This is a genomic window from Bacillus sp. ISL-75 (assembly GCF_018613095.1).
Window position 1 is genome coordinate 37727 of record NZ_JAGGQX010000028.1, and the last position, 19280, is coordinate 57006.

Annotated in this window: 20 protein-coding genes and 2 pseudogenes; 3 read left to right on the top strand and 19 right to left on the bottom strand. The window is 38.9% G+C overall.

Annotated elements, in window-relative coordinates:
• Positions 1-201 precede the first annotated feature (201 nt).
• Positions 202-360, bottom strand: a complete 159-nt coding sequence (locus J7E63_RS13490) for a YuzK family famiily protein (RefSeq protein WP_215013109.1) — start codon at positions 358-360, stop codon at positions 202-204.
• 505 nt (positions 361-865) lie between these two features.
• Between J7E63_RS13490 and J7E63_RS13495 the strand changes: the two genes are divergently transcribed.
• Complete coding sequence (locus J7E63_RS13495) at positions 866-1564, top strand: hypothetical protein (RefSeq protein WP_215013013.1); 699 nt, start codon at positions 866-868, stop codon at positions 1562-1564.
• 192 nt (positions 1565-1756) lie between these two features.
• On the opposite strand, the gene J7E63_RS13500 is transcribed toward J7E63_RS13495, so the two are convergent.
• The 10 genes from J7E63_RS13500 to J7E63_RS13545 form a co-directional block, all read right to left on the bottom strand.
• Positions 1757-2383, bottom strand: a complete 627-nt coding sequence (locus tag J7E63_RS13500; RefSeq protein WP_308161955.1) for a DNA-3-methyladenine glycosylase — start codon at positions 2381-2383, stop codon at positions 1757-1759.
• 241 nt (positions 2384-2624) lie between these two features.
• Complete coding sequence (locus tag J7E63_RS13505; protein ID WP_215013015.1) at positions 2625-3275, bottom strand: 3-oxoacid CoA-transferase subunit B; 651 nt, start codon at positions 3273-3275, stop codon at positions 2625-2627.
• Positions 3276-3304: 29 nt separating this feature from the next.
• Positions 3305-3991, bottom strand: coding sequence for a CoA transferase subunit A (locus tag J7E63_RS13510; protein ID WP_374193730.1), 687 nt, complete (start codon positions 3989-3991; stop codon positions 3305-3307).
• Between the two features lie 73 nt (positions 3992-4064).
• Positions 4065-5597, bottom strand: coding sequence for an acyl-CoA carboxylase subunit beta (locus J7E63_RS13515; RefSeq protein WP_215013099.1), 1533 nt, complete (start codon positions 5595-5597; stop codon positions 4065-4067).
• 40 nt (positions 5598-5637) lie between these two features.
• Positions 5638-6420 (bottom strand): enoyl-CoA hydratase, encoded by a 783-nt coding sequence (locus J7E63_RS13520; protein ID WP_215013018.1) that lies wholly within the window; start codon positions 6418-6420, stop codon positions 5638-5640.
• A gap of 13 nt (positions 6421-6433) precedes the next feature.
• Positions 6434-7360 (bottom strand): hydroxymethylglutaryl-CoA lyase, encoded by a 927-nt coding sequence (locus tag J7E63_RS13525; RefSeq protein WP_215013020.1) that lies wholly within the window; start codon positions 7358-7360, stop codon positions 6434-6436.
• A gap of 32 nt (positions 7361-7392) precedes the next feature.
• Positions 7393-7605 (bottom strand): acetyl-CoA carboxylase biotin carboxyl carrier protein subunit, encoded by a 213-nt coding sequence (locus J7E63_RS13530; protein ID WP_215013023.1) that lies wholly within the window; start codon positions 7603-7605, stop codon positions 7393-7395.
• Positions 7606-7616: 11 nt separating this feature from the next.
• A complete protein-coding gene (locus tag J7E63_RS13535) occupies positions 7617-8978 on the bottom strand; it encodes an acetyl-CoA carboxylase biotin carboxylase subunit (protein WP_215013025.1) in 1362 nt (453 codons plus the stop codon).
• Between the two features lie 196 nt (positions 8979-9174).
• Entirely contained in the window at positions 9175-11142 is a 1968-nt protein-coding gene (locus tag J7E63_RS13540; RefSeq protein ID WP_215013033.1) for an acetate--CoA ligase, read from the bottom strand.
• A 46-nt stretch (positions 11143-11188) separates the two neighbouring features.
• Positions 11189-12328, bottom strand: a complete 1140-nt coding sequence (locus J7E63_RS13545; protein ID WP_215013035.1) for an acyl-CoA dehydrogenase — start codon at positions 12326-12328, stop codon at positions 11189-11191.
• Between the two features lie 244 nt (positions 12329-12572).
• Between J7E63_RS13545 and J7E63_RS13550 the strand changes: the two genes are divergently transcribed.
• Positions 12573-14393 carry a helix-turn-helix domain-containing protein gene (locus tag J7E63_RS13550; RefSeq protein ID WP_215013037.1) on the top strand — a complete coding sequence of 607 codons (1821 nt, stop codon included), beginning with the start codon at positions 12573-12575 and terminating at the stop codon, positions 14391-14393.
• A gap of 182 nt (positions 14394-14575) precedes the next feature.
• Here J7E63_RS13550 and J7E63_RS13555 read toward each other — a convergent pair whose 3' ends face one another.
• The 3 genes and pseudogenes from J7E63_RS13555 to J7E63_RS29600 all read right to left on the bottom strand — a co-directional run.
• Positions 14576-14758, bottom strand: coding sequence for a 4-oxalocrotonate tautomerase (locus J7E63_RS13555; protein ID WP_214716441.1), 183 nt, complete (start codon positions 14756-14758; stop codon positions 14576-14578).
• A gap of 24 nt (positions 14759-14782) precedes the next feature.
• Positions 14783-15565 carry a 2-keto-4-pentenoate hydratase gene (locus J7E63_RS13560; RefSeq protein ID WP_215013043.1) on the bottom strand — a complete coding sequence of 261 codons (783 nt, stop codon included), beginning with the start codon at positions 15563-15565 and terminating at the stop codon, positions 14783-14785.
• Positions 15566-15648: 83 nt separating this feature from the next.
• Positions 15649-15806 (bottom strand): annotated as a pseudogene (locus tag J7E63_RS29600) (aldehyde dehydrogenase family protein); the annotation flags it as partial.
• Between the two features lie 25 nt (positions 15807-15831).
• Here J7E63_RS29600 and J7E63_RS29605 point away from each other — a divergent pair.
• Positions 15832-15942 (top strand): annotated as a pseudogene (locus J7E63_RS29605) (amidohydrolase family protein); the annotation flags it as partial.
• Between the two features lie 134 nt (positions 15943-16076).
• On the opposite strand, the gene J7E63_RS30510 reads toward J7E63_RS29605, so the two are convergent.
• From J7E63_RS30510 to pdxR, 5 genes are all read right to left on the bottom strand, one after another.
• Entirely contained in the window at positions 16077-16334 is a 258-nt protein-coding gene (locus J7E63_RS30510) for a uracil-DNA glycosylase family protein (RefSeq protein WP_374193731.1), read from the bottom strand.
• Positions 16335-16384: 50 nt separating this feature from the next.
• Positions 16385-16654: a uracil-DNA glycosylase family protein gene (locus J7E63_RS29610; protein WP_251033522.1), complete on the bottom strand. Its 270-nt coding sequence runs from the start codon at positions 16652-16654 to the stop codon at positions 16385-16387.
• Between the two features lie 95 nt (positions 16655-16749).
• Positions 16750-16896 (bottom strand): hypothetical protein, encoded by a 147-nt coding sequence (locus J7E63_RS13570; RefSeq protein ID WP_215013045.1) that lies wholly within the window; start codon positions 16894-16896, stop codon positions 16750-16752.
• Positions 16897-17051: 155 nt separating this feature from the next.
• Positions 17052-17321: a hypothetical protein gene (locus J7E63_RS13575; RefSeq protein ID WP_215013047.1), complete on the bottom strand. Its 270-nt coding sequence runs from the start codon at positions 17319-17321 to the stop codon at positions 17052-17054.
• 254 nt (positions 17322-17575) lie between these two features.
• Positions 17576-19006 carry a MocR-like pyridoxine biosynthesis transcription factor PdxR gene (gene pdxR, locus J7E63_RS13580; protein WP_215013049.1) on the bottom strand — a complete coding sequence of 477 codons (1431 nt, stop codon included), beginning with the start codon at positions 19004-19006 and terminating at the stop codon, positions 17576-17578.
• Between the last annotated feature and the right edge of the window lie 274 nt (positions 19007-19280).

A 19280-nucleotide genomic window follows, 5' to 3' on the forward strand; every position in this document is an offset into this window, starting at 1 on the left:
GGTATTTATTATGAATTAGTTTTTAGTCTACTGAACCTAAATTTTCTTGTCCAGTTAAGATTAACCTATTTATAAGTTTAATAAATGGGAAAAAACCACCCTTAAATAAGAAAAGGATGAGGAATTTTTCTTATTTATTTTTGCTTTTAATCAAAAAAAAGGAAACCAGTGTGCATTCACATTGGTTTCCTTTTTTTTGATTCATGCCTTTAATCGATTATTAAAATGAACAAGCTGGTCTAAATCTGCAACCATTCTACGACAATTAATATAATCCTTTTTACGGCGTTTTTCGACTCTCATTCTCACTGTATGATGTCTTCTGTAATCTTCATAACCTACACCATGAGCACTCTGCATCGCTTTTTCCATTTCGCTCGTATAACTTAATTGTAAATGATTGATAACAAATCATTCCTTTCAGTTTTTTTCCCCTGGGCGAATGTTCTTTTACGTAGGTTTCATCTTATCATTGAATACAAGGTCACACAAAGTCAAAAAAACAGTGTATTTTGCTGTATACAGGAATGTCATTCAAACTCGAGAATATAGTACTGACATCCTTACTTTTTTAGCCATATCCTTCCATATAGTGCACAACCTAAAAAAAATCAAAAAAAAGGATGTAACAGGATTTATAAAATATACTCAATAATAGGCTGTAAATTGTCGTTTTAGAAAGCAGAATTTTATCATTTACATGTTTCGATAGTAGATTTACTCATAATTTAGGAGGATCCATCGCATTTCATAAGAAAGTGACGATGAAAACTCTTTCTAATCATACAGGAATGTGAAGAACGATATTGAATTATACACCTACAAGGAAAATAATCTTGTACAAATTCGGAAAGGTTGTGAGTTTATGAGACTTTCGAATGTGCAGCCTAAGAAAAACTTCAGCTACATCTTCGTTCAATTTCCAGGGATGAAAATGAATGTCCCTATGCTTTCTGACGAAGAGGGAACGGCGATGAAAGAAGATGTTGCTTTATGTGTCCAATTAGACAGTAAAGAGAAGGTAAATCAATTATTCTTTGTACGCACCCAGAGTATAAAACCTTTTGACTTTACAGATGAAGGAATTGGAGCAAAAGCATATTATCGAGTCATTAAGCAAAAAGAAAACTCTCTAGACTCACACACGAAAGAACCCGAAGAATTCGTCACGTTTATCACAGATGAAGTTAACATTTTACAAAAGAAAACTGAAACCGGATATAACTTCATCTTGGTCGTAAACAAACGTGAAATCGGAATAGTCGCTTCGATTGAAGAAGAAGTTTTCCAAACCGAGAAAGGAATATTACTACTTAATGAGAAAGTGAAAGAGCGTGTCACTGTTAACACAGATAGCAAGAAAAATATGACTGCCATCGTAAGGAGGAAGAAAAAGAGGATAATCATGGGAGGTAATGTCTTTCAGGATCATGAAGTTCTTGAGCCGATCCGAATTGCTTTTGAGGGCACTAAAAGAAAATTCAAAGTATTTTCTCCTGCCGCATTAGATTTTATCGGTCCAGGTGATCAGAACCAAACCAATTTAATGATGAGGAGGTGTTGATTAAGATTGCCCTTTCGGAAAAAACTTCATACTAGTAAAATCGAAAAAAAGGATTAAATGGATAATCCTATTCGATAAATAAACTCTAGGAAAGGAATGAATTATTGGCTGTAAGCCTAATAATTGCTAAGGAAAACTAACGAATCCATTTATTATAGGGACTTAACCAACGAGTTAAGTCCTTTTTACTGTTCAGAAAATTACATACTCAGACTTTTGATGCCGTGAAACATATTGATTATTAGTAACCCAAAATCGCCATGGATAATCACGGGCTTCACCAGATTTATCAATTCCTATCCTTTTTCCAACTGATATGCTTTCTGGACAAAAGCCTTTGCCAATAAATAATCGTGGAGGAGTGAGGGGACGTCCATAGTCCTCCATGGTAATGCCCAATGATTTTGTCAGTTTGCCAGGGCCATTTGTTAGTTTTGAAGGTTCTTCTATGCCCCTCCTTATTTTCATAAGCTCGAGACCATATCGAGGTTCAAGGGCACGAATCAAAACGGCTTCAGGATTTTCTTCACCGCCGCTAACCACATTGAAGAGGCAGTGCCTATGCATAACATAGGTATAGGCCAGGCCGGACCGTTGGAACATGACCTCGGTTCTTGCCGTCCTTCTATTATTGTAGCCATGTGCAGCCCGGTCACCAGGACCTATGTAAGCTTCTGTTTCGACAATATATCCTGCTGTCATTCCTTCATTCGTTTCTTTTACAAGGAGGCATCCGAGCAATGCCTTTGCCAGGTCAAGCGTGGGCTTAACATAAAATCCCTCGGGTAATGGTACTATTTCCTTTGTAAATTCTCCCACGTTTAATGCCCTCCATAAAAATGATTTACTTAAAAACTATGGACAAAAAAACCAATAATTAAACATTTGTATAAATTTTTAATCTATTACCTAATCCTTTCATCAAAAAAAGCCGCCTTAAGGACAGCTCTAAAAAATATCTCTTCAACCACTTAATCTTGGTCATCAAGTTCAATAAAATAATGATCCTAACGGTAGGAAACTACCTCCATTGTTTCTATAAGATTTTGCTCAACCCTTTTTACTTAACTATTAATTCGACACCAATTTTAAATGAAGCCTCCGTTTTTTCAATAACTTCCTCAACCGATACCCCGTCCTGGGTTTCCACGAGAACCATTCCTTCCGGAGTGAAATCAAATACAGCCAAATCTGTTATTAAACGGTGGACCACTTCTTTTCCAGTAAGGGGAAGTGAACACTCTTTTTTGACCTTTGATTCTCCGTGCTTATTAACATGTTCCATAATAACCACAACACGTTTTGCGCCGTTTACTAAGTCCATGGCTCCGCCCATTCCTTTGACCATCTTCCCTGGAATCATCCAATTAGCTAAATCTCCTGTTTGAGAAACTTCCATTCCTCCTAAGATAGCAAGGTCGATGTGACCACCGCGAATCATGGCAAATGATTCTGCACTGTCGAAAAAAGAAGCACCAGGTACAGCAGTTACCGTTTCTTTTCCCGCATTTATTAGGTCGGGGTCTTCTGTACCTTCAACGGGATAAGGTCCAATGCCCAATAAGCCATTTTCTGATTGAAGCAAGACGTTGTATTCGCTTGGAATTTCATTGGCTATAAGGGTAGGGATCCCTATCCCTAAATTTACGTTCATTCCATCCTGAATTTCTTGAACCGCACGTTTTACAATGGTTAACCGCGCATCCTTCAATCCACTCACTCCTTGTCTCTTTTAATCTATTAGGCTTGTACTACTGTACGTCTTTCTATCCGTTTTTCATAGTTTGTTCCGAGCAGCACACGTTGAACGTAGATTCCTGGCGTATGGATTTCTTCCGGATTTAAATCTCCTACCCCAACGATTTCCTCGACTTCTGCAATTGTAATTTTCCCGGCCATTGCAGCCAATGGATTAAAGTTGCGTGATGTTTTTCGGAAAACAAGGTTTCCAAGTGGATCGGCCTTCCAGGCTTTCACCAGGGCAAAATCGCCGACAATTCCCTCTTCTAATAAATAGGTTCTTCCTTTAAACTCCTTGTGCTCTTTTCCTTCTGCAATTGGAGTTCCCACCCCAGTAGCCGTATAAAAACCAGGTATTCCGGCGCCGCCGGCACGAATTCGTTCAGCAAGCGTTCCTTGAGGGACTAGTTCGACCTCAAGCTCACCGCTTAAAAACTGCTTTTCAAAAATTTTATTTTCACCTACATACGATGAAATCATTTTCTTAATTTGCTTATTTGCAAGCAGCAGACCAAGCCCCCAATCATCAACACCACAATTATTGCTAACGATTGTTAAATCCTTCGTTCCTTGATCTCTTAAGGCAAGAATTGCTTTTTCCGGGATTCCGCACAGTCCGAAACCACCAACAATGATGGTATCGCCATCTGAAATATCTTGTATTGCCTCCGCGAAGGAGTTCACAATTTTTCCATTCTTCACAGGGATCCGCCTCCTTATTAAGATTAAGTTTCTTACATTTGAAAGTGACTGTTGAAAATTAGACCGGATATACAGAATGTTTTCGTTCTGAAAAAATGAGATATTTTGAAGAGTATGCCTCAAAACGATTAACAAGCTCTTTACGCAATGAGTTTGCTGGAATAATACCGTCGATCACCATTTCGGAAGCTAAATGGTAAATATCAATGTCCTCTTTATATTCCTCACGTTTTTGTTCTATGAATGCGGTTCGCTCCTCTTCAGGAAGCTCCGCAATTTTATTAGCATAAACGGCATTAACTGCTGCTTCTGGTCCCATAACCGCAATTTGAGCAGAAGGCAATGCAAGACAAGCATCCGGTTCAAATGCAGGGCCAGCCATTGCATAAAGACCAGCTCCATATGCTTTACGTATAATAACAGAGATTTTTGGAACACTTGCTTCAGCCATTGCTGAAATCATTTTCGCACCATGACGAATGATTCCTGCCCGTTCTACCTTTGTACCTATCATAAATCCAGGCACATCAACTAAAAACAAAAGGGGAATATGGTAGGCATCACAAAGATTAATAAATTTTGCGGCCTTATCTGCTGAATCGTGGAATAAAACCCCGCCTTTAACACGCGGCTGATTGGCAATGATTCCGACAGGTTTCCCATCCATGCGGGCAAGTCCTGTAATAAGTTCGCCAGCAAAAAGTTTTTTGATCTCAAAGAAGGAGTCTTCATCAATAATGCCGTTTATTAGATCATGCATATTAAATGGTGCATTCTGATTAGCCGGAATCAGCTCTTCTAATGGTTTTTTCAATGGTTTAGGATCCACAGACTCACGAACTGGCGGTTTCTCTGAAAAATTAGCAGGGAAATAAGAAAGATAATTTCTTGCCATTGAAATGGCTTCTTCTTCATTTTTTGCAAGAACATCACCACAGCCTGAAACAGAACAGTGCATGCGCGCGCCGCCCATTTCCTCCAAGGTTACTTTTTCACCAATAACCATTTCGGCCATTCTCGGTGATCCCAGGTACATCGATGCATTTTTATCAACCATAATAACAATGTCACAAAAAGCTGGAATATAGGCTCCACCAGCAGCAGATGGTCCAAACAGAATACAGATCTGAGGAATTTTACCTGAAAGTTTTACTTGATTGTAAAAGATTCTTCCTGCCCCACGACGCCCAGGGAACATTTCCACCTGATCCGTTATCCGAGCTCCAGCAGAATCTACCAGGTATAATAATGGTACCCGAAGTTTTTCAGCTGTTTCTTGGATTCGAATGATTTTCTCAACCGTTCGAGCTCCCCAAGAACCGGCTTTAATCGTTGAATCGTTGGCCATCACACAGACAAGCTGGCCATTAATCTTGCCCATCCCTGTCACAACACCATCTGCAGGAAGATCCCCCGCCATGCAGTTTGCAAATAGCGCATCCTCCAGTTCAAAGCCCGGATCGAATAATAATGATAAACGCTCGCGGACGAACAGTTTTCCCTGCTCTTGGTTTTTTTCGTGATATTTGGGAGCTCCGCCCTTTTTGATTTGTTCGACTCGATCATTCAGTGTTTGATGTAAAGGTTTCATATCCACTGTCATTATTTTTCCTCCTATTAATCTAGTTTTCTTATTCACCATTGTAGATTGGGGCGCGTTTCTCCCTAAAAGCCTGTAATCCTTCTAAACGATCTTTTGTTGGCATCGTCACTTCATAGGCATTTTGCTCAATGGCCAGTCCAGTGTTTATATCAACATCATAGCCTTTATCGATTGCGAACTTTGCTTGTGCAACGGCAATCGGGCCATTCCGAACAATTTGTCCTGCAATTTCTAATGCTTTATCAATTAAGCTTTCAACAGGGACAGTATACTCTACTAATCCAATCTCAAGGGCTTCTTTTGCATCAATTCGTCTTGCAGTGAAAATCAGCTCTTTTGCACGTCCCTTTCCTACTAATCTTGGTAAACGCTGAGTTCCGCCTGCACCAGGAATAATTCCCAATGATGTTTCCGTCAGTCCAAGTTTCGCAGTTTCAGAGGCAATACGGATATCACAAGCGAGCGCTAGTTCAGTTCCTCCGCCAAAAGCAACGCCGTTCACTGCCGCTATGACCGGTTGGGGTAATGATTCTAGAGAGTTGATAGTTTCACGGATCAAAGAAACCGTCTTCCTCACCTCAACTGGATCCATTCCAGCTCGTTCCTTTAAATCAGCTCCCGCACAAAAAGCTTTCTCCCCAGCCCCTGTAATGACGATACAGCGGACTAATCGATCATATTTACAGGTAAGAATGGCATCGCGGAGCCCCTCTAACATCTGTAAGGATAAAGCATTAGAAGCTTCCGGCCGATTCAAAGTAATCATCACAATTCCGTTTTCTAACTTGTTAACTACTATAGTTTTAGTCATGATCTCACCTTCCTCACACGGTATTTCCAAGCTTTCCACCTAGCTTGGAGCTGGCGGCCTGAAAACTTTTACTTGGTAAAGGTCTGCCAAGCTTCTCCTGAATGAATTGGGATGCATGAAGCAGCTTTTGCTGATCAGCACCAGTGTGAATTCCCATCCCGTGAAGCATATAGAGTAAATCATCTGTTGCCACGTTTCCGGATGCTCCAGGCGCATAAGGACAACCTCCTAAGCCGCCGAGCGAAGAATCAAAAATGGTAATTCCCATTTCTAACGATACTAAGATGTTGGCCAAAGCTGTTCCTCGTGTATCATGAAAATGCATCGCTAATTTATCTTCTGGAAATCTTTTTAATAAAACTTCCAACACATTTTGAACTTGCTTTGGATTTGCCACACCGATTGTGTCCCCGAGAGACAACTCTGCAATTCCCATTTCAAATAATGTTTCGGACACTCTTATGACCGCATCGATATCAACATCACCTTCATACGGACAGCCAAAAACAGTAGAAACATAACCTCTGCTTAATTTTCCTGCTGAAATGGTTTCTCTGACCAAATCCCGTAAAACAGGGAAAGTCTCGCCAATCGTTTTATTGATATTTTTTAGATTATGTGTTTCACTTGCTGACATAAACACTGCTACTTCATCAATGTTCGCTTTAAATGCACGTTCCAAGCCTTGAAGGTTTGGAACAAGTGCTGTATAGGTGACACCAGGCACTTTGGTAATGCCAGTAGCAACGGCAACTGCATCTGAAAGTGCAGGAATCCATTTGGGATTAACAAATGAGGTAATCTCAAGATGTGTTAGTCCACTATTTGACAATTGATTAATCCAAGCAATTTTATCTTCTGTTGATATAAATGCCTTTTCGTTTTGCAATCCATCACGAGGACCAACCTCTTTAATCGTTACACCTTCCGGCCACTTCATTGTTTCATCTCCTTTCCACCTTTATCCAGGCTTTATTCAACTACTACAATGACGTCGCCTTCATTAACAAAGTCGCCTTCGTTCACTTTCACTTCTTTCACCGTTCCATCGAATTCAGCTGCAATTGGAATTTCCATTTTCATCGATTCTAAAATCACTACATCTTGGCCCTCTTCTACCTGATCTCCAACTTTAACTAATACCTTCCATACATTTCCTGCCATGACTGCAATTACTTCACTCATGATAATTCCTCCTATTTTACGTTATTTTCTTTTTTAGTTTTTAAATACTTGTTAACAAAGTCTGTTGTCGTATCACCTGAATGGAATGCCGAGTGGGCAATAACCTCTTGCAGCATTGGGATATTTGTTTTAATACCTTCTATATGATAATCAGCTAATGCAGCTTGCAGACGATTTATTGCCTCTTCACGATTGCTGCCTTTGACGACAAGCTTAGCAATCATTGGATCATAAAAAGGAGTGACTGCGGATTGACCGTGAATGGCTAATTCATGGCGAACTCCAGGACCGTTCGGCAACTCTAATTTTGTTATTTTTCCAGGTGAAGGGAAAAATGTTTTGGGATCTTCCGCATAGATTCTAACCTCAATGGCATGACCCTCACGTTTTACGTCTTCTTGAGAAAATTTCAGAGCTTCACCTGCAGCAATTTGTAATTGTTTTTCAACTAAATCCAAACCTGTAATTTCTTCCGTAACAGGATGCTCTACTTGTAAACGGGTATTCATTTCAAGAAAGTAGAAGTTTTGCTCTTCATCAACTAAGAACTCGATTGTTCCTGCATTTTTATACCCAATTGATTGGGCCGCTTTTACTGCAGCCTCCCCCATCTTGGTACGAGTTTTTTCAGTAATAAACGATGATGGGGCTTCCTCTACGACTTTTTGATGACGGCGTTGGATCGAACATTCACGTTCCCAAAGGTAAACGGTATTTCCAAAACCGTCTGCCAAGATTTGAATCTCAATATGTCTTGGATTTTCAACAAATTTTTCAATATACATTGCTCCATCGCCAAAGAAATCAGTAGCCCGCTTTTGGTTCCCCGCAAATGCTTTTCGGATTTCATCCCCGTTATGGACCACCTGCATTCCAATTCCACCACCCCCTGCTGAGGCTTTTAGCATAACGGGATAACCGATGCGGCCCGCCGCTTCTACCGCTTCCTCTTCATCTGCCAGTGGGTAGGTAATCCCTGGAACGACAGGAACACCCGCTCCCTCCATCGCTTTGCGTGATTCAATCTTACTTCCCATTTTAGAAATAACCTCTGGAGAAGGCCCGATGAATACAAGTCCTGCTTCCTCACAGCGGCGGGCAAAGTCCGAATTTTCAGACAGCAAGCCATATCCCGGGTGAATAGCCTCCGCTCCTGAAACCTGAGCGACCTCTAGAATTTTATTGATATTTAAATAGCTTTCTGCTACACGGGAACCTCCGATTAAATAGGCCTCATCTGCCATTTTTACATGGGGAGCATCCGCATCAGCCTCTGAGTAAACTCCAATTGTGGTAATCCCTAATGCTTTGCATGTACGGATTACACGGACAGCAATTTCGCCACGATTAGCAATTAAAACTTTTTTGAACATGCCTTTCCACCCTTTCTATCTTCTATTTAAGAAGGTTCAAAACTTGTCAGCATCTTAGATGATTAAGGAGATATGTAAAAATCTAATTATTCATTTTGCAACATTCTTTACGTTTATCTTTAACTCTTAATCTAGTAATATGGAACCAGTCATTTGCCGGTGATTTTCCTGACAAATGACTGTCTCTAATTAATAACTATTTAACTGATGACTTTTCAGCAACTATTTTTTGGATTTGTGCAACCGTCGTCGGGTCTTCTAGTCCTGTAATGTCGCCGGAAACCTTTCCTGATATAACAATTTCCTTTAATAAGCGGCGCATGATTTTTCCGCTGACTGTTTTCGGCAACATATCTGTAAAAATAATTGATTTTGGGGTTGCAATCTTACCAATTTGTTGAATGATGTGATTATTTATTTGTTGTTTTAATTCCTCTGTTCCTACATAGCCATCGGCCAAACGGACAAATGCGAGCGGAACTTCTCCTTTAATTTCATCTGGGATCCCAATGATGGCGCTTTCAGAAACACCCTCACATTCAAGTACAGCACTCTCCATCTCCATTGTACTTAAGCGGTGTCCTGCTACATTAAATGCGTCATCTGAACGGCCAACTACCCATAAATATCCATCATCATCTAATAATGCTAGGTCGCTAGCATAATAGCAGCCATCCACTTGGCTATAATAGGATGCGTAATATCGTTCTGGTTCTTTCCAAAGTGTCCGGCATAGCATAGGAAATGGTTTTCTAATAACCAGATTTCCTAAGACACCAGGTTTAACTGGGTTGCCTTCTACATCAACGATATCCATAACCGCACCTAAAAAGGCAGTACCTGAGGAACCTGGTTTCATCGGCGTCAGCCAAGCTGCTCCAGCTATAGGCGATCCTGCTGTTTCGGTTTGGCCCCAAGTATTATTGATATATACCTTCTTCTTTCCTAAAACTTCATATGTCCAATGCCAGGTTTCCGGATCGAAAGGTTCTCCAACAAGGGAAATGACATCGAGGCACGATAAATCAAATTTCTCTAATGCCTTTTCTCCCATACTTTTTAACATTCTTAATGCTGTTGGGGCAGTAAACAGTTTATTTACCCTGTATTTTTCAATGATTTGATAAAAACGATCTTTTGTTGGATAATCAACAGCCCCTTCAAAGACAACGGTTGTTACACCATTCGCCAAGGCACCTGTTATTCCCCAAATATGCATGGTTAACCAGCCGATATCCGCGGTACACCAGAAAACATCGTCTTGATGGTGATCCATATGATACTTGGCATATGTGTAATTCTGTGTGACAAAAGCCATGCCGGAATGCACGACGCCTTTTGGTTTACCTGTCGTACCACTTGTATAAAACACAATGCCGCTCTCATTAGCTTCTATTCTCTCAGGTTCACAAACGATACTTGCCGCTTTTGTCTGCTCATGCCACCAGTAATCCCGGCCTTCTTTCATTTGAACCTCCGAACCTAATCGGTCGACAACAACGACTGCTTCGATCGATGGGATAAATGGTACAACATGATCAACTTTTTCTTTTAAAGGAATAAATTTACCCCGACGTTCAGTTGCATCCGCAGTGATTAATACTTTTGGCTCAAAATTGATGAGTCGGTCTGTCAATGATTTTTCCGAATAACCTGAGAAAATCGTATTGTAAACAGCACCAATTCGAAAACAAGCTAAAACGGAAATAAAGGCTTCGGCCAGATTGGGAAGAAAAATAGCAACACAATCACCCTTTTTTACACCAAATGATTTAAGAACATTCGCAAAACGATTTACTTCAGCAAGAAGCATATTATACGTGTAAAATTTGGTGTCCCCGTTTTCACCCTCCCAAATGAGAGCGGTCCGGTTTCCTGCCCCATTTTCTATATGCCGATCAAGTAAATTTACACTTGGGTTACTAATGCCGCCGGCAAAAAAGCGAAAATCGGGGAGCTGTCCACTAATGGTTTCATCCCATGGTTCATACCAAACAAGTTCACGGGCTGCACGATCCCAAAATTTAGCAGGATCTTCTTGGGATTGTTTAAGCAGTTCTTGAAATGCTTCGCTGCTCCCAATGGAGGTCGAACGGACTTTTTCTTCTTCTGGATAAATGAGTTTGCTATTTGAAACTACTTGTAAAATTCCACTGATATCCATGTAATGGCTCCTTTAGCAATTTTTATTTAATCCTATAAAAAATTCATTAACATCCAATTTGTTTTGCAATAACCATTCGTTGAACTTCAGATGTTCCTTCACCAATTTCCAAGAGTTTCGCATCACGGAAGAATCGCTCCACTTGATATTCCTTCATATATCCATATCCGCCATGAATTTGAACAGCTTGATCACATGCTCGCATGCATATTTCCGAAGCAAATAATTTCGCAAATGCCGCTTCCTTTTTAAAGGCTCTTCCTTGATCCTTTAACCAAGCTGCTTTAAAAACCATATTCCGGGCTAATTCAATATTCATTGCCATGTCAGCTAATTTAAATTGGATTGCCTGGAAGTTGGCTAAACTCTTTCCAAACTGTTTTCTTTCTTTTGCATATTGAAGAGCTTTTTCATAGGCTCCTTGAGCAATACCTACAGCCATGGCACCGATTCCAATTCTTCCGCCATCAAGCGTAGCTAAAAATTGCTTGTAACCGTTTCCATCTGTTCCCAGCAGATTTTCTTTTGGAACCCTTACATTCTCTAAGATAAGTTCTGTGGTATTTGAGGCATGCAGACCCATTTTTTCGTAGTTGTCGATTACAGTGAATCCTGGAGCATTTGTAGGAACAATAAATGCGCTGATTCCGTTGATTCCTTTTGAGCGGTCTGTTACCGCTGTCACAGCAAGGTGATTAGCATAGCTTGCATTTGTTATAAAACATTTTGAGCCGTTAATGACCCACTCATTTCCATCAAGAACTGCTGTTGTTTGGGTTCCCCCTGCATCGGAGCCTGCATTCGGCTCAGTCAATCCAAATGCTCCAAAAGACTCTCCAGTACAAATTGGTGTTAAGTATTTCTCTTTTTGCTCATGTGTACCAAATAAATTAAGAGGAGCTCCTCCTAATGAAATATGTGCTGAATATGTAATTCCTGTTGATGCACAAACACGACTAAGTTCTTCAACGACAATTGCAAAGCTGATCGTGTCAGCCTCACCTCCACCGTATTGTTCAGGAAAAGGCAGACCCATGATCCCTAACTCTGCTAATTTTGCAAAAATTTCCTTAGGGAATTCCCCCGTTCGATCACGTTCATCTGCACCAGGTGCAACTTCTGCATCAGCAAAATCTCGAATTAACTTGCGTATCATCTCTTGTTCTTTCGTTAAATCAAAATTCATTTATCTACAACCCCTTTCTAAATATTCTGATTGTTTTAAGCGAAAAAAATTAAGCCAACACTACATATCTTTACGCTGAACTCCTTTCATTATTTTCAAAACTTTCTTATAATAAGAATATAATCATTATGAATATTATGCTATGTACATTTTCATGAATATTATTATGAAAAATTTGTGTCTTTTACACAAAAACACGAAAATGGATGAAATGTAAAAAACCTTAGAGAAAGGATGATGACAGATGCAAGATACCTTAACTCATCGGCAACTAAAGTCCTTAATCCATGTGTCCAACGTTATCAATTCCAAATTAGATATTGATACGATCTTTGATTCAATCATGAATGAAACGATATCTGTCGTTGAAGCGGCAGGAGGAGGCTCTATATGGATTTTTGACAAAAGCCAGAATCGACTCATCGCAAAATCAGCTCAAGGATTATTTTATCCACATATATTTAGGCAAATTAAACTAGTTAGCGGTGAATCCATGACTGGGATGTCTTTTGCTGCCAAAAAATGTCTCATTTTTTGGGATGAGGCAGAAATTAAACAGGCGCTGTCAACATTAACGCCATATAACAGAGATTTATTGGATCAGTCTATTCCGAGTAATTTTCATTTTACATCTGTCATTTCTTCACCTATTTTACAAAACGGAAAATGTATTGGCGTGATTACATTGGACTCTTTTGAACAATCTTTGCAGTTTAAGCAAGAGGATATTAATCTATTAGAAGCGATTGGCCACCAAGCAGCAGTTGCCTTGGAAAAATCCAGTCTTTATTATGAGAAGGAAAAAATGGTTCAGAAGCTTTCCCATTCAATCGAAATACATAGGAACCTGGCGAATCTCGTTGTAAATGGAGAAGGAATTCAGTCGATAATGAATTTTATACATAAAACAATAGGACAACATATGTTTCTCTTTGATGAAATAGGTGAACTTAGGGCTTCTGCCTGCTATTCTTCCTTTTCAATTGAAATGACCGAGTATATGAAAGCGTATGCAAAACAAATTATCTTAACACTTGAAAACTCACATACCGTTTCCGAAATAACATTAAATGATGAAATGTATCAATTAGTTGTATTGCCACTTGGGTCCAAATTAAAGTCTCTAGGCGGGCTAATCATCCTTTCAAAACAAAAAATGAATGAGGTGGATATCGCTGCTCTTGAACATGCTTGTACAGTCATTTCACTTGAACTGGGAAAAGAGCAAGCCGTTTTTGAAACACAGCAGCGTTTAAGAGGGGAATTCGTGACCAAGCTTTTTTCAGGACAGATCGATGAAGCACTTATTCAGAAAGCAAAAAATTTAAATTTTGACCCTAACCGAAACTATGTTGCCATACTTATTAATTTTGAGGATAAGTTAAACGAGCAAAAGGTAATCGGCGACCACTTCATAAGGAATTTACTCCATATGGCCAATACATTACTTGGGAGGAACTCGCAAGTAATGGCAGTAAGGGATGAAAATCAAATCGTTGCCCTTCTATCCTTGCATTCAAGAGTTTCTTCGTCCAATATTATTGCTGAATTAAAAGAACATGCAAAAATTTTACAGCATGAGATTAAAAATAAATATAGAGAGATAGACGTATCAATTGGGATTGGAAGAATTAAGCAAGGGCTTATTTTTGTCCACGAGTCATTTGTAGAAGCGACAAAGTGCATAAAGTTTCTCAAAAACTATCGTTTTGATCATAGAGTTCTTAGTTATACAGACCTTGGCGTTCAGAGGTTTATTTTACAAAATTCAAAGGAAGAATTGATTGATTTTATCCATGAAGTATTAGGTCCCCTCATTGAATATGAACAATCTAGAAAAGGCGAACTGTTAAGCACTCTGATTGTTTATTTAGACCAAAATCAAAACATAAAGAAAACGGCTGATTCTTTACATATTCACACAAATACCTTAAGCTATCGTTTAAAACGAATTGAGGAAATTCTATTAACGGACTTGAATGAAAGTCAACCATTATTTAATATTCATTTAGCCATCAATATATATCAATATATAAAAGATAACACTAGTGTTGCCTTAATTTAATTTCAAACTAAAGGTTACTTACTGATAACGTAAAAAACCGATTTCCTAATGGAAATCGGTTTTTTGTACTCTAATTATCTTTCTTATTTTCGAATACAAGCCATTTCCCCTCCCCCAGGAACCGCTTTCAGAATAGTATTAAATTTAAGCATGACGGTGTTACCACCATGCTCAGTCATTTTCTATTTTTCAACCGGCTCCCCAGCTTTCCCCCAATGTGTTTTAGGAATCTCGGTTACGAGGACTCTTATATTCTCCTTCGGTGAATCCAATGTTTCGGATACGGTGGCCGTGACATTGCGAATTAATTCAGCCACTTTTTCTTTCGGTCTACCTTCCATCATTTGCACATGAATAATAGGCATGGACATCCCTGCTCTCTACAATTATTAATCTGTCACGGTAAAAGACACTTCGCCAAAACCATCAAATTTCCCGCTGACAACATCGCCAAAGTTCAACTTAACGGCAGCAGTAATGCCGCCAGTTATAATCACGTCACCCTTACGAACCTTTTCACCCTTTCTTGCCAGCATATTGGCAAGCATCGCCACAGAGTGGGCTGGGTGGCCAAGGACAGCAGCCCCTGCGCCCAATTCCTTGATTTCACCATTAATAGTAAGCGTAGCTCCGACAAGGTCCAGTTCAAATTGTTCCGGTTTTTTTAAGGTGGTGCCCAACACAACACGTGACGTTGAGGCATTATCAGCAATCACATCCGGTAAAGTAAACTGGAAGTTTTCATAACGGCTGTCGATAATTTCCAACGCTGGAAGAACGTATTCCGTTTTTGCGAGAACCTGCGCTCCTGTTATGCCTGGGCCTTCAATATCTTCTCCTATCACAAATGCAATCTCTGCTTCCACTTTCGGATGGATCAAATCACTTAAACGGACTTTACCGCCATTTTCTATCAACATATAATCAAACACATATCCATAAATAGGCTCTTCAATACCCATTTGCTTCATTTTGGCAAAGCTTGTTAAGCCCATCTTAGGACCAACAATTCTTCTTCCTTCATTTAATTTGCGGTTTACGATTTCTTGTTGAACAAAATACGCTTCCTCTACCGATAAATCTGGCTTCATGTTCACTGTTACCTTTGGAACTTCACGCCGATCTTCCTCCGCTGAAACAAGGTAATTAGCAATATCCTGGTATTGACTCATTTTGGTATCTCCTTTTCTCCGTTTTAAAAATGGACGCTTACCTGCCCAATGTGTGCGAATCTTGCCGTAAATGAATCCCCTGCACCTTGGTTAATAAAACTTGATTTAATCGTCGTTTCAACTCCTTCATCAAGATCTGAGTCTGCAAAAATAATATTTGATTTTTACCGCATTGTTCAAACGATAGTTTTTTCAAGGAACTAGATGCTGCTTTCATAATAGCAGAACCTCTTCCTAGTTCACTAATTTTTCATCCCTTTTTTTAAGAAGCAAATCGGCAAAAAGCAATCTTCTTTATTCATCCATTATTGTGTGTAGAGCCTCGATTAAATAGAAGAATGATGCCAAATTTGATAGGAGTTCCTTGGGAAACAACATAGGTAATAAACGTATTTCACAGAAAAAAAGAGTACGGAAACTTTTTTCTCCCGAACTCCCTTTTTTTATTTATGACTTTTCAATTTTGGTTAATTCTTTATTTAGAGTGTACATCATTTTTTCAGTGAATCTACTAAAAATTCAAATTTTGGTAGCGCTCTGCAACAAACGCCCAATCACTTAAAAACAAAGACCATAAGTTAGGACGCCGCCTTACAGCCAACGGATGGTAAGCCACCGCTGTCTGATATCCATGAACATTGTGCCAAGCACCTCGCAATGTCTTAACATCAACTTCAGAATTTTGAAAAAAGGATTGGACGGCTACATTTCCTAAGCATAGAATAAGATGGGGCTTTTTCTGTAGGATCTGTTGTTCTAAATGAACCATGCAGGTTTGGCGCACATGATCTTTTTCATAAGCACGCACCGGTCTTCTTTTTAGGATAAAATCACGTAAAGGTCGTCCGTCTTCAAGCCAACTTCTCTGGCAGCTTGTTGTAATGTTTGTCGTGTTCCGCAAACAATTAGATTCCCTTCTCGATCCTCTCTGGCTCCTGGGTTATCTAGTATAACCATTATAGGCGCTTCTGGATTTCCTTCTCCCCAGACCATACGTGATCCGTGCTTATAAAGACCGCATTCATGGCAATCTTCAAGGTTATCAGGGGTCGGTTCCTCCGGCCATATTTCCGGACAAAAAGCAGACATAGCCTCCATCTCCTGGTACTTGTGTTTGGAATAAATTGAAATTACCATCCGTTTTAATGACGAAAAAAAGCAGCCAAGAAATCTTGGCTGTTTATTTAACGATCAAGTCCCTTTTTATTCTTTTCAGTATTATCATTTGGTGAGTCACCGGTACCATTTTTACTTTTACTATTAGATGTTCCATAAATTTGATTATCTTTTGTTACTTTTGCTCCAGTTAGAAAATCATCCTTAGTTTTCATCCTCATCATCTCCTTTAATTAATCAGTTATATTATCTATGGAAAGGGTAAGAATTATACTGAATAACTAAATTTGGGTAATTGTGTAATGGAGGAGAGCTTATCACATATTGATACTAGAAAACGAAGAAAGCGACCCCGAAATTGGAGTCGCCTTTAATAACTTTTGAAATTTTTCAAGTAACTGTTTAGCACTTTTCTATACCGCCATATGTCTTTATTATCAACCGGAAGCTCATTTATATCCCAAAAAGCTTGATACTTCCTATGAGCAGTAAGCTTGCCATCAGGATATCGCATAAATGTAACTGTTCCGTTGTTTTGATCATCTTGTAGGGCAATGTAGTGCTTCGAACCATCCCAGCTGGCCAAATCACCAAACCTCTCACAAAAGAGTTCAACATCGGCTTTACTTCGAATAACCATTTAATTCACTCCTTGATAAAATTATTTGATTACCGCTCTTATACCGTTGGGTCTTGTGAGGAATGGACTATTAGCTGCTTGGGTATTAATTGAAAAGTGAATTTCAAAATATATTTGCTATAAATATATTAAGAAAAAAATTAAAATTCGAGCGCTTATCATTGATTTGATAGTATTATAACATAACTGAAATGGATTTGCCGAAATGAATGTTATGTTAATACTTTGAACATGATCCTTTCAAACTTTAAGTATTAAATAGACCCTAGTGCCTCCGCAAACCTTTTAATTCCTTCATGTATTAATTCTTCATTTTCCCTAGCAAATGTAAAACGAACAAAACCTTTTTTGGACCCCATCGTGTAACCTGGGATATAAATAACTCCTCTGCTGATTGATTCCTCCAGTAATTGCATTTCATTAATCTCTTTTTTTATCCTGCACCATATATGAATTCCTCCCTGAGGGATGGAGAAATCAACTTTATCCTTTAAATAAAATATAAGACTAGTAATAATTTGATCTCTTCTCTTTTCCAATTGTTTGTTTAAATTTTCGATATGAGAATGGAAATTTTCCGATTCTAAAAAATCATTTGCGATCCACTGAGTAAAACTTGCATGACCAAAATCAATTTGCTGCTTCGCATCGGATAATCTCTCAATAACAGGTGTGGGGCCTATAATCCAACCAATTCTTAATCCAGAAGCAACGATCTTTGTTAAAGAGCTAATATATAAGACATTTCCGTTAACATCCATTGATTTTAGAGTAGAAATCTTTTCCCCTGTAAACGAGGTTAAACTATAAGGATCATCCTCAACCACGGGTATACCATGTTCTGAAGAAATTTCTAAGATCGCTTTCCGTTGCTTTTCCTGAAGTAAAGCTCCTGTTGGATTTTGAAAAGCAGGATTCAAAAATATCATTCGGATTCGATGCTTTTTATGTAACGAAAGTAAGTCATCCGGGTTAATTCCATCTTGGTTTACAGGTATGAAATAAGGTCTCAGTCCTGCTGATCTAAAAATCGGAAGATTATAGTTATATGAGGGATCTTCCAATGCAACTGCATCTCCTTGTTTTAATAGGCATTGAACCACCAAGTGCAATGCTTGTTGTGCCCCAGATGTAATTAAAATGGATGAAGGATTTGTTTCAATTTTTCTATATTGCTTAACATGCTTTGCAATCGTTTCTCTTAATATTGCGTTTCCTTGCGGGTGATCATAACCTAAGCTTCCTATAAACGATCTAGAAGAAGTAATCTCACTTAAGTATTTCACCGGAAAAAGATCCTCTGACAGTTCGCCGCTAGCTAGATTGATTAACTTCTGTTCTACTGCTTCCTTCCTTATCCTCTGTGTTATAGGCAAGTTAGGTAAAAACGATCCTGCTTCAATATACCTGTTCCAGTTCGGTATACGTTTCTTGGTAATTCCCCAGATATCTTTACTTATGGTCGTCCCGCTTCCTCTATTCCTTTGTATCAGTCCATTTGACTCCAATTCATCATATGCTGCAACTACTGTACTTCTATTTATGTTAAGGTCCTTAGCTAAATTTCTTTCAGAAGGTAATGGTTTATCTGGAGGGAAAGTACCATCTGCAATTCCATTTTCGATATAATCAGCAAGTTGTTTATAGACAGCTTTTTTGGCTTGGCGATCTGGTTTCCAATCCATATATTTCAGTCCTTATTATGTAATGTAGTCTAACTATTATGTTTCTTTATTAATATTATTAATCGTTTGTTATGAACTTTTAAAAAAGCCTAATGTTCATAATAATTAATTACCATCCAAATTATCATAAATTTAACCATCCACTTTTATTATAACTTACAGCGAGTTGTATTGCGAAAAAGCCATCCAGTCAATACTAGAAGCAGAGAAAAACGAGAAACAGCCTAAAAAGTCAAAAAAGGAATCCCTGTCTGATTGGGTGGAACGGCTGATA

Bases quoted from the DNA above. Each gene is read 5' to 3' on its own strand.
- J7E63_RS13525 (WP_215013020.1), bottom strand. From the start codon at position 7,360: ATGAAGTGGCCGGAAGGTGTAACGATTAAAGAGGTTGGTCCTCGTGAT.
- J7E63_RS13495 (WP_215013013.1), top strand. From the start codon at position 866: ATGAGACTTTCGAATGTGCAGCCTAAGAAAAACTTCAGCTACATCTTC.
- J7E63_RS13540 (WP_215013033.1), bottom strand. From the start codon at position 11,142: ATGGATATCAGTGGAATTTTACAAGTAGTTTCAAATAGCAAACTCATT.
- J7E63_RS13530 (WP_215013023.1), bottom strand. From the start codon at position 7,605: ATGAGTGAAGTAATTGCAGTCATGGCAGGAAATGTATGGAAGGTATTA.
- J7E63_RS13545 (WP_215013035.1), bottom strand. From the start codon at position 12,328: ATGAATTTTGATTTAACGAAAGAACAAGAGATGATACGCAAGTTAATT.
- pdxR (WP_215013049.1), bottom strand. From the start codon at position 19,006: ATGGATTGGAAACCAGATCGCCAAGCCAAAAAAGCTGTCTATAAACAA.
- J7E63_RS13575 (WP_215013047.1), bottom strand. From the start codon at position 17,321: ATGGTTATTCGAAGTAAAGCCGATGTTGAACTCTTTTGTGAGAGGTTT.
- J7E63_RS13570 (WP_215013045.1), bottom strand. From the start codon at position 16,896: ATGAAAACTAAGGATGATTTTCTAACTGGAGCAAAAGTAACAAAAGAT.
- J7E63_RS13520 (WP_215013018.1), bottom strand. From the start codon at position 6,420: ATGACTAAAACTATAGTAGTTAACAAGTTAGAAAACGGAATTGTGATG.
- J7E63_RS13490 (WP_215013109.1), bottom strand. From the start codon at position 360: ATGCAGAGTGCTCATGGTGTAGGTTATGAAGATTACAGAAGACATCAT.
- J7E63_RS29610 (WP_251033522.1), bottom strand. From the start codon at position 16,654: ATGTCTGCTTTTTGTCCGGAAATATGGCCGGAGGAACCGACCCCTGAT.
- J7E63_RS13555 (WP_214716441.1), bottom strand. From the start codon at position 14,758: ATGCCTATTATTCATGTGCAAATGATGGAAGGTAGACCGAAAGAAAAA.
- J7E63_RS13550 (WP_215013037.1), top strand. From the start codon at position 12,573: ATGCAAGATACCTTAACTCATCGGCAACTAAAGTCCTTAATCCATGTG.
- J7E63_RS13535 (WP_215013025.1), bottom strand. From the start codon at position 8,978: ATGTTCAAAAAAGTTTTAATTGCTAATCGTGGCGAAATTGCTGTCCGT.
- J7E63_RS13560 (WP_215013043.1), bottom strand. From the start codon at position 15,565: ATGAGTCAATACCAGGATATTGCTAATTACCTTGTTTCAGCGGAGGAA.
- J7E63_RS30510 (WP_374193731.1), bottom strand. From the start codon at position 16,334: ATGGTTCATTTAGAACAACAGATCCTACAGAAAAAGCCCCATCTTATT.
- J7E63_RS13515 (WP_215013099.1), bottom strand. From the start codon at position 5,597: ATGAAACCTTTACATCAAACACTGAATGATCGAGTCGAACAAATCAAA.